The 13,963-nt window shown below is 43.6% G+C and carries 3 protein-coding genes; all 3 read right to left on the reverse strand.

What is annotated here, in order from left to right; translation table 11 throughout:
• Positions 1 to 156: 156 nt before the first annotated feature.
• A complete protein-coding gene (locus SIB41_RS00490; protein WP_413359583.1) occupies positions 157 to 5,421 on the reverse strand; it encodes an SUMF1/EgtB/PvdO family nonheme iron enzyme in 5,265 nt (1,754 codons plus the stop codon).
• Complete coding sequence (locus SIB41_RS00495) at positions 5,418 to 5,660, reverse strand: hypothetical protein (protein WP_413359585.1); 243 nt, start codon at positions 5,658 to 5,660, stop codon at positions 5,418 to 5,420. The genes SIB41_RS00490 and SIB41_RS00495 overlap by 4 nt, the downstream gene beginning before the upstream one ends.
• Positions 5,661 to 5,896: 236 nt before the next feature.
• A complete protein-coding gene (locus SIB41_RS00500) occupies positions 5,897 to 13,753 on the reverse strand; it encodes an SUMF1/EgtB/PvdO family nonheme iron enzyme (RefSeq protein WP_413359588.1) in 7,857 nt (2,618 codons plus the stop codon).
• Positions 13,754 to 13,963 lie beyond the last annotated feature (210 nt).

Genomic DNA, 13,963 nt, shown 5'->3' on the forward strand with positions numbered 1-13,963 from the left:
GCAATTAAGACTATATGATAATTGTATTAATATGATGAATTAGATATAGGTGGCCGCTGTGGTTTGCTTTGTTCACTTTTCAGTGCTTTTAAAGCTTTCCCTTTTGGCTTTTTAGCCTTGCCTCTGCTTGGCAGCCTTGTTGTTGGCTTTCAGCGCTTATGTCGAGAGGGGATCTTGGAAATAGTCGCCAGCAATGTCGTTATCGCTGCTGTCGCTATTGCCATCAGCGCCGATCACACCCACAGCCGCTGGTGATTCGAGTGATTCAACAAAGTCATTGCCGGCTTCTACGGCATTTTGATCTTTAAAAGCTTGGTTATCCCAGGCTGCATCGCCTGTTGTTCCCTGATTATCGAGTTCATCCCAGGAGATTTGATCAGAACCGGTAAAGCTTGATTGTGTTCCATTGCCGCCATTAATTGGTTGTTGATGCAGGCTTTGGCCCCAATCGGCATCCAAGACAGCTAGATCTGCCATCGAGATCTGGCCATCAAAGTTGGCATCGACTCCTCGCGCCACACTGGCATCAACAAAGCCATCGCTATTGGCATCCACTGCATCTGGATGCTCACTGGCTTGTTGTTGCCTTGCAGCACCAGCATTGAGATAAGCCAGATCTTTCATTGAAACGCGGCCGTCGTAATTGAGATCGCCTTGGAAGGTGATTAGGTTTTTGGAGCCCTTTTGATTTTTAAAGACGTCTGAGCCGGCTGCTTGAAGGCTGAGGATGCCTTGGCTGAGATCAACAACATTGCCTGCAGCTCCAGTGATCTCGATATCGGCAACCAGTTGCGCTGTTTCTTGGCCTGCTTCCGTAAATACGCCATCAACAAAACTGCCACTCTCGAGGTCTGTTGAGGCTTGATAGCTTTCTGTTGAACTGATATAAAAACTGGAGGTATTCAACAAACTTGCATTGTCATTGGCAACTCCCGTAATCGCTATGTCTTTGGCTTTGATATTACCTACATTTGTCCATTCGCTTGTGGCTGTAATCGTATCGCCAGTTCGTACCAGATTTGTTTGTTTTGAGTTATAAGATCCAATATCAAGATCACTACTTAAGATCAAGCCATCGCCTTGTTCTTCTAGATTTATTGTTGCCTCATACAGGGTGACTTTGGTTCCATCAACAGCCAAATCACCACCGAGATCCCGCAGGCTCTTAATATCGCGATTCACAAAACCGCTGTCATCGTTTAAAGCTTTAGAGAAGACTGTTTCATCTTGATTGGCACTCAAACCAAAGAACAGTGGTGTGCTGAGATCGTCAATGCTGCCATCTGAATTTTGATTGAGTTCGGCAAGATTGAGTTCATTGAAATTCAGGTCAATCGACGCCAAAACAGCAACATCTGAGCCGATGCTCGATCCGGCATCGGCTAGATGGTTTCCATAGAGATCTCCTGGATCTAGATCTCCAAGACTTGCTGCTGCAATACGGATGGTTCCCACATCATTATCGATGCGTACGGCATTGGCGATGGGTAGCTGCCCGCCAATGGTGATATCAGATGCTTTGATCTCATTAAAGAGATAGGGATCAAAATTGATCGTGATATCAGCTGTTTCTAAGTTGTATCCAGCGGCCAGGCTCTTGGCTGTGATGTCTAGCTGATAGATATCACTGAGATCAACAGAATCACCAAGAACGGCTAATTGCTTTCTTGCTGTGGCTTGTTCTGCTTCTGTTCCTTCTTTTAAATGCAGGCTATAGCCAAGTTCGAGATCAAGCTCTAGTTCATCAAAATCTGCTCTTGCTTTATTCTCTGCCCAGCTACTTGCTATGTCGGGGTTGGTTCTTGTTTCTACAAGGCTATTGACCACTAAGGGAACAGGCACTTCAGTGTCGTCAAAGGATCCAGAGGAATCAGTTACTCGAAGCATCACCTTATGTTTACCTATATCTTCTGCAGAAGGTGTTGCTGTCACTGAGCCATCAACATCTACAGCAATCCATTCGGGTCCACTAAGTAGGGAAAATGACAGGGGATCATTTTCAGGGTCATAAACAGAGTGGATCAGTGATGTCGAGAAATTTTCGCCAGCTATAGATTCACCAAGTGACCATGTGGTCGCTATCCATGATGGAGCTTGATTTTGATAGTCTGGTTCATTAGAACCAATCGGCAAAAGGCTGACGACACGAAATCCTGTATCAACCTCTGCATTGACACGTTTTAGATCTTGACGACTCTCTTTAGATAGATAGGTAAGATTCTTATCGCTATTTGTTGAGCCTCCACGAACAAAAGTTCTTATCGTAGTATTGTCAGCTGCTTCTTCTAGAAGTTCTCTAACGTTGCCTGTTTGATCATAAGTGCCATAGTAACTTGCATAGTCTTCGTAACTGCCTACATCAGTTAATAGGGAAGGAGCCGATCCAATACCATAGTTAGACTCTTCTAAACTGAGATCATTGCTTTGTGTGGCATAGTTCCAGTAACGATTTTCTCCATCATCTTGTCCGGAAAAATATGCAGCTTTATACCATTCATCTTCATTGGCCAGTGCAACACCGCCATTCGCCCAGGCATTTTCACTACGAGGATTTGCTCTGTCAGTAGCTATCCTGTCGTAAATCCCTTCTTCTGTGTCGCCACTTGTCATCCAATTGCAGAAGCGAAGAGCACTCCAATAATTGACGAAATTAACTGGGTGATTTTCACGATCTTCAATCGTGGCGTATGAATAACTACCATCTTCACCACTGCGAATAATAGCACCATACTCTTCCATTTCGGAACCAAATAATGGATATTTCTTGTTGGGCTCAGTCTTTGCTGCGTTATTGAGGAATTCTATATATTGTGAATTGGTTACTTCATATTGTCCGATATGATAAGGGTAGTCTACTGAACCATAGCCATTGACATCACTCTCGTTCCCCTCATTCTCAATGAGTACTGTTGGAATATAAACAGGCTTTTCTGATGGATGAGGAACTGTAAAGTTCCATAGATCGCCTTCAATTACATCATTATCAGTTACGGTATCAACTCGCCAAAAGTATTCATTACCCATCTCTAGATCAGGGGTGAAAATATTATTTTCCTGATTGCTCACTAACTCCAATGTGTTGGCATCTGTGCCAAAGTAAATATTGCTTGAAACAGCATCTCGACCTTCAAGCCACATTAAATCGGCATCTTTTTTTACTGTGAGGGATCCATTGGGTGCGATAGGCATACTTGCTTGCTTTGCTTGATAACCAGGTATCCAATAATTAAGATCTCCATATTCGTAGGGGCCAATGTCTGGAGCATCTCCTAGATAATTATCTGTATATCCTGGAATATGAGTGCCTTGATCTATGAGTAGTGAATTCTCCTTAGGTCTGAAATCAAAGTTATCAGGATCACGTAACTCATTTTGGACATTTTGGCCAAAATCACTTCTCGATATATTGTTTGTGATGTCGTCAGGATTAATAACAGGAGCAATGCTGTTATTGTTTCCAAGATTATTGTGAACGATTGAATAATGATTGCCTTGGTGCAGATCTTTCCCCTCTCTTCGACCATCCGCTCTATTCTCGTAGAGCTCAAAAACATCTTCAGTAAATTTTATATCAGGATCATCATAACCATAAAATTTATCATGTGAAACATGAATGTCAACATGAGTATTGTCAAGGGCTAAATTATTCAAAACAGTATGTTGGTCACCCTTGAGACGAGTGCCACGTTTTACATTAAACATCACGTTATTATTGACTGTTCCTCTCATGCCAGCAGGGTCACCATCAAAGCGAATACCGTTCCGGCCGGGTAGATCGTGAATCCAATTATTGCGAAGAACCAGGCCAGCCACACTCCCTCTATTGACTTGAATGCCTGCATCATCACCATGGAAATGGTAGTCATATATATGAGCAAGCTCGACAAGACCCTCCTGATCTTTTTTTAAGTTGTTCCCATTACCAAATTTTCCAATTCCACCAAAACCTATCGTATGGGCGGTTAACCTACTGACTACATTCCCTCGTGCTACACCAGCAGTCCATACTGCGCCACCACCAGTAGGCTTATTATGAAAATAACAATTTTCGATTAAATAATCCTGACCATGCTTACCATGATTCAATAATGTGTTGTAGGAATAGGCGAATTCAGAATTACGATAACTTATATTGACGGACATATTTGCGACGTCTCCGACAAAGTTCCCCCTTGAATTATGATTATTTTCGTAATTTGAACCTATGTCATATAAAGCATCCGCTCCCAGCATATGAGTGTTGTGGCCTGAATACAAGAATGAACATTCGTCAAAATCTATATCAGTACTTTTCCAAAGTTCAAATGTACCGGTGTGCAATGTGATTCCATTAAAGTTTAAGAATGAGGAGTCATTTACTCGTAGTAATTGATCTTCATTGCGATAGTCGCTAGTTAAATAGCCCCTAGCATTAATATCTCGATGATTAGGATTACCATTGTCATCCATCCATACATAAAGCTCTCCAGAATTCTTGTCGTAATACCACTCTCTAGCTTGATCTAGCAGATCTATGTCAGAAGTTATATAATAGCTATCCTTGTAGGCCCTGTCTAAATCAACATCACCACCTTCTATTATAAAATTAGATTCACCTGCTTTGTGCTCCGTTATATGGCTGACTGACCCTTTGTAAGTGACAAGTAATCCATCTTCAACGCTGAAGTCTAAAGACGCAAGGCTATGCTTTTCTTCTACGTTTTCGAAACTACCATCATCACCAGGCTTTAGCTCGAGACTTGTATTATTGATGTCCCAATAACTATAAGGTGTTGGGTTCTCACCATCCGAATCATCGAGCTGATCCCAATCCTTCGTGATGTTTGGCCAACGGGCAGCCGTGAGCATCTTGTCATCAAGGAACAGTTGTGTGACATCAAAATCAACTGTTGTTTTCCATATGTTGCCTTCGTGTTGTTCCCATTGAGTTGTTATTTCTTTTGCCCCAGTGATTAAGACATCCTCACCTTGATAACCTTTAAATGTTATGGGATGATCCGCCGTTCCATGTATATCTTCTAAGAGTAATTTCTCGCGATAGATGCCGCCTCTGATATTGACAACATCTCCAGCTCTAACTTTTGTGATTGCATGCTGAATTGTTTTGAAAGGATTATCGAACGTGCCTAGATTGTCATCATCTCCATCATTGGAAACGTAATACTCAAAAGAGGTATTAGTAGTGCTTGATGCTGTCTCAGACTCAGACTCAGACTCAGACTCAGACTCAGTATTTGTAGTTAGTGCAGACACCTTTTCTGCTAGGTCATCGCTGGCAATTGGATTGGCGACGCTATCACTGTTGGTGCTGTCATCGCTAACAAGGTTTTCGCCAACACCAAGTTGGTAATCAACATTCGCTTGTCCAGCATTGATGTTGGCCTGATCGTCTTGTTCGTTGCTGTGATCGAGGCTGCTCATCGCCGCAAGCCTCGCCAGCGGCTTAGAGCTTGCCCATGACTTTGGCCATGCCCTTGCTCATTTCCTTGCCCTTGGCCTTGATCATTCCCTTGGCTTTGGCCTTGCCCTTGCTCATTCCTATGCCCTTGCCCTGCTTCTATCTCACCCACAGCCAGCAGCTTGATCTGCATGCAGGCTGATCGATCAAGGAGCCCGCTCAGCTCCCTGGCCAAAAGATCAGTGTTGGCGGGGGGTCGCACCTTACAAGCGGTTGTTCGGCACAATTTCAACCCTATTTCTAGGGGAAAACGCTTATCTCAGGCAATCAGCTGCCAGAAGACTTATCGCTTCACAGCCGTGATGCTGTTGATCATGACTTAGCAGAAGAGCTGGCTCAAAGGCTTGCGAGAGCTGCTTTTTAGCCTTTAAACCTTTTTCTTTTGGCTTTTTTTATCCTTGCCTCTGCCTGGCAGCCTTGTTGTTGGCTTTGAGGCCGTTAAGCGGTGAGCGGATCCTGGAAATAGTCGCCAGCAATGTCGTTATCGCTGCTGTCGCTATTGCCATCAGCGCCGATCACACCCACAGCCGCTGGTGATTCGAGTGATTCAACAAAGTCATTGCCGGCTTCTACGGCATTTTGATCTTTAAAAGCTTGGTTATCCCAGGCTGCATCGCCTGTTGTTCCCTGATTATCGAGTTCATCCCAGGAGATTTGATCAGAACCGGTAAAGCTTGATTGTGTTCCATTGCCGCCATTAATTGGTTGTTGATGCAGGCTTTGGCCCCAATCGGCATCCAAGACAGCTAAATCAGCCATCGAGATCTGGCCATCAAAGTTGGCATCGACTCCTCGCGCCACACTGGCATCAACAAAGCCATCGCTATTGGCATCCACTGCATCTGGATGCTCACTGGCTTGTTGTTGCCTTGCAGCACCAGCATTGAGATAAGCCAGATCTTTCATTGAAACGCGGCCGTCGTAATTGAGATCGCCTTGGAAGGTGATTAGGTTTTTGGAGCCCTTTTGATTTTTAAAGACGTCTGAGCCGGCTGCTTGAAGGCTGAGGATGCCTTGGCTGAGATCAACAACATTGCCTGCAGCACCAGTGATCTTGATTGCTGCATGCAACTGGCCAGATTCTTGCGCGGTGGAGTCAAATTCTCCTGTGTCTGGACTAAATCTGCCGCTGTTGAGGCTGTTGCGCGTGAGCTGATCACCGTTCGCGCCGATGCCTTGGTAGGCAAAATAACTCTCGCTTTCTACCAGTTCTGCATTGCTGTTGGTGATGCCTGTGACTTGGATGTTTTGCGCCTCGATATTGCCAACATTGGTCCAGGTGCTTGTCGTTGAGATGGTGGCACCTGAACGAACCAAATTTGTAGAGATGGGGTCATAGCTACCAATCACACGCTCAGTACTAAGAATCAGGCCATCACCTTGCTCTTCTAGGTTGATGGCGGCTTCATACAGGGTGACTTTGGTTCCATCAACAGCTAAATCACCACCAAGATCGCGCAAACTCTTGATTTCACGATTGCTAAAGCCGCTGCCATTATCTAAGGCTTTAGAGAAAACGGTTTCATCTTGATTTGCACTTAAACCAAAGAACAGTGGTGTACTGGGATCAAGGATCTTGCCATTGGAGTTTTGGGTGAGTGTATCGAGGCGGAACTCGTTGAAATCCAGTTCAATCGACGCCAAAACAGCAGCATCCGCACCGATGTTTGCTACGGCATCGGCGAGATGGTTTCCATAGAGATCTCCTGGATCTAGATCTCCAAGACTTGCAGCAGCAATACGGATGCTGCCGACATCATTATCAACGCGTACCGCATTGGCGATGGGTAGTTGGCCGCCAATCGTGATATCCGATGCTTTGATTTCGTTAAAGAGAAAAGGATCAAAGTTGATCGTGATATCTGCTGTTTCTAGGTTGTATCCAGCTGCCAAGCTCTTGGCTGTGATATCAAGGCGATAGGTATCACTCCAATCAACCGAATCACCAAGCACAGCAAGCTGCTTGAGATCAGTTTGCGAGCTAGTGCCATTGGTTGTATGGAGGCTATAGCTAAGTTCAAGGTCGCTATCTGCTGTGGCTTGTGGATTAGGCGTCCATTGATTGGCAATATCAGGACTGGCTCTGGTTAGGGATATTTCAGCTATGCCTTTGGTTTGGACATCTGGATGATCATTCCAGCGACCAGAGTTCAAATAAAACTCAACTGTTTGATCTGCATTGCCATCATTTAGACCATTCGGCTCTCCTGCCTCCCAGTTCCTATAGAGGCTTGTTTCTCCCGACGCCCATTCATGTACATCGTCATTGCTGTTTTCTTTTAAACCAATATGCAATGAATTTGATGGTTCACCTTTAAATGCATTCAGGAGCCATTCATTCTCTGCTTCATCATTAATCGTGACCAGATTGCCGCCAATGCTTTGGGCATAGGCATCTGCTTCTTGCCATGACGGGCCATCAACAACGACATAAGCCGAATCACCACGAAGAACGTAGTTTGTTGACATCGAAGTATCTTTGATTTCCACAGAGGCTGTATTGCCTACTTGCTCGCTGCGTAAATCATCATTGAACAGTTTGATTTCTAAGTTCTCAGGCCCTTCTCTGGTTTGATCATTCCTGAGCGTATGGGAGAAGGAAAACTTGCCATCAGCATCGGTTTGACCTGACCCTGTTAATGCACCTACTTCAAAGTCTCCTTGATTAATACCAGCACCCGAAATAGACCAATGCAACTCAGTGCCAGGTTCAACAAACGCTGTAGTGATATTCGTAGTTAGAACCTCTCCTTCATAAATAGATTGCGATGATGTGGAAAGGTGATAACTAGCCTCCTGAGACGTATCAAAAATCTCTACGAGAGGGCCATCTGCTGCTAGTTGATTAAAGTCTGGATCAGAATAAACTTGCAGCCTTAAGCTTTCGGTTCCTTCTGTTATTTGATCATTCGCAAATTGATGGTTAACAGTAAATTGCCCATCTGCATTAATAACAGCAGTGCCTGTTAGATCACCAGCCGATAAATCGGCTTCTATAATCAGGCTATCGCCATCAGCAGCAAGCTTCCAATAGAGCTCACTGCCTTCTTCAACATTGGTTGTATTAACAACCGTTGTTAAAGTAAGACCTTCATCCAATGAACTTGGTGAACTGGTAATTTCATAGATCGGCTCTTTTGAGGTATCAACAACTTCAATTGAAAGAGGGATCGGTGTGTCGTGATACAAGCCAGTAGAGTCAGTAGCTCTTATGATTAATTGGCTATCCCCTAAATCATCTACATCTGGTGTGCCACGAATACTGCCATCAGATTCTACTGATATCCAATTGGGACCTTCAATCATTGAGAACGTGATTGGATCATTCTCAGGGTCGCTGACTTTGTCAGAGACGGAATAAGAATACACATCACCAACTCCTGCATCTGCAGCTGGTTTCCAGCCAACTATCTGCCATATGGGCTGAAGATTATCGATTGAATTGAGGCCATTACCGATAGGTTCTAAGCTCGAAAGGCGAAAAGTTAAATTCTTCTGATACGCCGTTGTATATTCACGCTCAGAAGAAGCACTTCCACCTCTTAATATACGTTTATTTTCATCATCAAAACTCTTTGTATCAGTCCACTCCCAGCCTGAATTCTCAATCAGTCCATAATGACTATGACTTTTCCCGTTCGGATCATCACTTGTATTGACCTGAGAGGCTAAATGCCAATAGCCGTCTCCATCAGCACCTTCTTCTTCACCACTATAATAGGCAGCTTTATACCACTCATCTAAGCTGGGCACACTTGCACCACCAGATGCCCACACTTCGGAGTCTCTGCTAATTGATTCTGCTGATCCCGTTAGATCATAAACTCCTTGATTAGTATCACCAGTCGTTGCCCAATTCGCAAATCTCACTGCATCCTCAAAACTAATATACGTTACTGAATCATCTTCTCTCCCTGGATGAGCGATAAAGCTAGAGCCGTCTTTTGCAATTGCCATTTTGTTAACCCAGCTCTCTCCACCAATATCATTTAAATAAGTAGCATATTGAGAATTGGTAATTTCACTCTCAGTGATGTAATAGTCATACTCAACATTTCCATGACCATTATTATCTGCTGAATTGCCTCCATCACTCACCTTGACCACTGGTATAATGAGTTCCGGTCTGTTGCCAACAGAGATATTCAATGCTTGCTCGTGGCTCGCTTCCGCCTTGTCAGTGCTTCTTACGCGTAGATTGTATGAATTTTTTGTCTCGTAATCCGGCGAATGATTGATTACGAGCTTGTCGTCTAATATTGCAAAGAATGTATTGTCTTCATTGCCCAACCCAGCTGCCAATTCATATCTATGGGCATCGTTATTGTCGGGGTCAAGAGTCGATAATTGCCCAATGACTGTACCGCCACTGCTGTTTTCCATGACTGATGCATTGGATATATTTAGGCTGATTGGTTTATCATTTTCATCAGATACTGTCAGTCTGATTGGCTGTTCGTAAGACAAGCCTTTGTTGTCTTTTGACTGTATACGAACAAAATACTCATCTTTTGTTTCGTAGTCTGCAGGTTCTTTAATGACAAGCTGGTCATCAACTATGGAGAATGAGTCATTGTCAAGATCACCGTCACCATCGGCTAATTGATAGCTATGGTTGTCCTCGATATTCGCATCTTGTGTTATTAATTTTGCGAAAATTGTATTACTCGCTGTGTTTTCTGGGATTACTGATTTGGACATAGTGATTCCCGTTGGCCTAACATTGTCATCTAGAACTTCCACTGTGATATTCCGCTGGCGCTTTTTATCGCTTGTATTAGTCGCTATGACACTTACGTTATATATGTTGTCTTCATCAGAATCTAATGGACTTTCCCAATCAGGTGCATCAATAAGGCTTAGTTTGCTGGATAGTACTTGAAATAAATTGCCATCCTCTCCGCCAAGAGTCCAAGCAACCTCCTCATCAGAACTCAACGCAACAACTTCTTTACTATCTTCCATGATTTGTATCTGTTGTCCTTCAGATAAGCCATATATTTGCGGTGCATCAGTATGCAAAACTTGAAGGCTAACTGGATATTCTGTTTCAGCAGTTAGTCCACCAGGATCAGATACCTGGATTACAAACTCATTGACACCTGCTTGCTCTTCGCTTGGTGTTCCTGTTGCCTCTCCATTCGCTTGAATCGTCAGCCATGAAGGACCACTCAGCTTTTGAAATGCCAGTAATTCATCTTCTGAATCAATAGCATGAGACTTAATTGAATAACTATATGATTCATTGACGTATCCGTCCTCCATAGACCATTGGTCGGCTAGCCATGCAGGAGCTGCATTCGTTGGCTGAGGATGGCCATTCCCAATTGGTTTGAGACTAGTAACACGAAACGTCATGTTTTTAGTCCATGATGGTTTTTGACTAGAGCTCTGATTAACTGTTCCAGTCTCTAGCAATAATTGCTGATGAAGCTCTCCATTTTCACCGATATTGAAATTTGAGATAGTATCTGTCCATTCGTATGCTGGTTTGTCGATAAAGCCATAGTGACTCTTCTCTTCTGTTGCCTGATCTATTGAATCAGCCTGTTTTGAAGTATTCCAATAGCCACTTCCATCTGCTGCACCCGTATCAGTTCCACTGTAGTAGGCAGATTTGTACCATTCATCATGACTAGCAACAGCAACACCTCCCTTTTGCCACTCTGCTTCATTGCGGGCAATGATTGAATCTGTTGAGTCTTGTCCATCAATCTTGTATACACCCTTTTGAGGATCACCTGAGCTCAACCAATTAGCAAAACGTGCCGCATTCCAAAAACTAACGTAACTTACAGGATCTTCTTCTACACCCTCATCTGCCAGATAATATCCATCGCTTACTAGCGAGATCTGCATCTTAGGATTAAGACTACCTTCTGGTTTATTGGTTGCAGTAAGAAATGCAGCGTACTCTTCATTAGTGATCTCAGTCTCCGAAATATAGAAGCTATAGTCCACCGAACCAAGATCACTCTGATTTAGATCTCCTGAATTCCCTGGATCACCTATATGTAGATCAGGCACGATAATCTGTTCTTGTTGGTCAGGAGTAAGACTCCAGACATCACCTTCAACAATGAGATCATCCTGGGTTACGGTATCAATTCTCCAGTAATATGTTGTGCCAGGATTTAAACTTCCAGGATCGAAAATATTAGTAGTTTGTTCGGCATAAAAAGTTAATTCATCTGGATCCGTACCCAACCAAACTCGGTTCGCTTTTGCCTCACGAGCAGGTAGCCAGATCAAGTCAGCGTCCTGTTTCTCAAGCGTAATAAAGTGTTGACTGACAGTAGTTGCACCATTGAATGGTATCGGTATTCTTGCCTTTTCGGTCTGATGTCCAGGAATCCAATAGCTCTCTGCTCCATATTCGTAGGCCCCAATATCAGGAGCTGTCCCTATAAAATCATCATTAAACAGTGGAATATGTTTACCCTGATCTATAAAATTAGTAGAGCTGGGTTTCGGCCGAAAGTCATAGCTATGCACATCCATTAATTCATTTTCAATCCCACGCCCCCACCGATGTGGACGTTCCCAGTTATTCGTTTTATTCTCAGGGCTGTCACCCTGAGGTATCCTAAGATTATTATTGCCAGCATTATTATGAGCAACAGAATTGAAATTACCCTTCATTGGGCTGTTCTTGTCTCTAATTAGATTTCCATCAGCATCCCATCCATAAAACTTGTCCTCTGAAATGCCTATATCATATCGAGTATTGTGAAAAGCAAGATTATTCAGCAGCGTGTGCTGATCGCCCTTCCAGCGAGAACCTCGACGATTCCGAAACAACACATTGTGATGCGCCGTTCCGTCAATACCGGCAGGATTTCCATCAAATCGAATACCATTCCGTCCTACAGCATCATGAATCCAGTTGTGATGAATCGTGGTACCAACGGTTGTGTTCCCTGGAACCTGGAGAACAGAGTCATCTCCATCAAAATAAAAGCCATAAAAGTGGTTGTAAGAGACTTCTGAACCTTTAGGAACTTGCATCACACCGCCATAGGCTCCTGTATGCACGGTTGATTGGGTCAGCTTGAAATCAGAAGCGTTTCGAGCGGCTATAAAGCCAGAGCCACGGGCAATATTATGGAAATAGCAATTATCAATTGTGATTCCATTAAAGAATTTAAGCCCACCCATGATGAGCATCCCATCATATGAATTAGCAAATTCGCAATTTCGCCAGGTGAGGTTTGCATCTCCAGAGATATTGTATGTATTATTCGTCGATGTTCTTTTGTCTGACCCCAGCATATATCCTGGCTGGCGTATGTATAGAAATCGACTGTCCTCAAATGTAGTATCAGTAGTGTGATCAAGCTTAAATGCCCCTGTGTATGTATTAATCCCCTTAAGCACCAGATGGGAGCTATTACTTATACTCAACAGGTAATCCTCTCGTGAGGCCTCATAATTGCCGTCTTCAAATACTCTGGCTTCTATATTTAGTCCTGCATCATTAGGGTTCTGGCCATCTGGGAGCCATACATAAAGCTTGTTCTCACTCTCGTCGTAGTGCCACTCAGACGGCTGATCTAAAAGCCCAAGATGGTTTGTAATGTAATAAGAAAAGCCGCCTCGCGCCCATTGCTGGTCGCTATTCCAGACAACTTCGCTATTCTCATTTTTCCAGCTTTTGCTTTGAATAGACTTTTCAGCCTCATCTTCCAATTCAAAAGTATTTGATCCGGCTTGATGGGCGCTGATCTCTGCAGCTGTATAATCAAATCGTTGTAGTGATTTCTGAGGCACCAGCATGGCGCCTGTAAGGCTAATATTTAAATCAGTCAGGCTATATTTCTCTTCATTGTTGTGATACACCCCAAACTCATCAGACGTCGAATTTCTAGCCCATGTATTGAAGTAATTACCGTCTGGTAATTTCCCATTATGAGTAGCGTCAAGATAATCCCAGTCGGTGTCGATGTTTGGCCATCGTGCAGCGGTTAGCATTTTCCCATTCAAAAATAGTTGTGTAATATCCACATCAGACGTCGTTGTCCATATATTGCCTTCATGCCTTTCCCAGGCACTTGTTACTTGCTGTGCTCCTGAAAGAACTACCTCTTCATCTTGGTAGTTTTTGATTGTGATTGGATTATCAACTCTACCGTGAATATTGTCTAACTCGACCTTCTGACGGTAGGTTCCACCGCGTACATTGATAACATCACCAGGTTGAGCAATCGTTGCGGCATAACTGATACTGGCAAATGGAGAAGCCTGACTCCCTTCAGCAGCGTCATTACCAGTTGTTGAAACGAAGTAAACAGCCATTGCTTAGGTAAGCTCCTGGCAAAAGGGTTGGATTGGATGACTGGATCTAATGCAACCGCTTTATCGAATTGACCTTGATCCACGAGAGGGGTAGTAGTCTGTCTTGTTTTGTAGCTCCATAAGCGGATTGAGTTGTTTCTTGTTGCAGCTGTCGTTGGTCTCCTCCGTGTCTCCGATGCTTCTCCATTTATTTACCGGACATCATAGACA

Origin of the sequence: Prochlorococcus sp. MIT 1201 (assembly GCF_047303415.1) — a bacterium.
Lineage (GTDB): Bacteria > Cyanobacteriota > Cyanobacteriia > PCC-6307 > Cyanobiaceae > Prochlorococcus > Prochlorococcus marinus_D.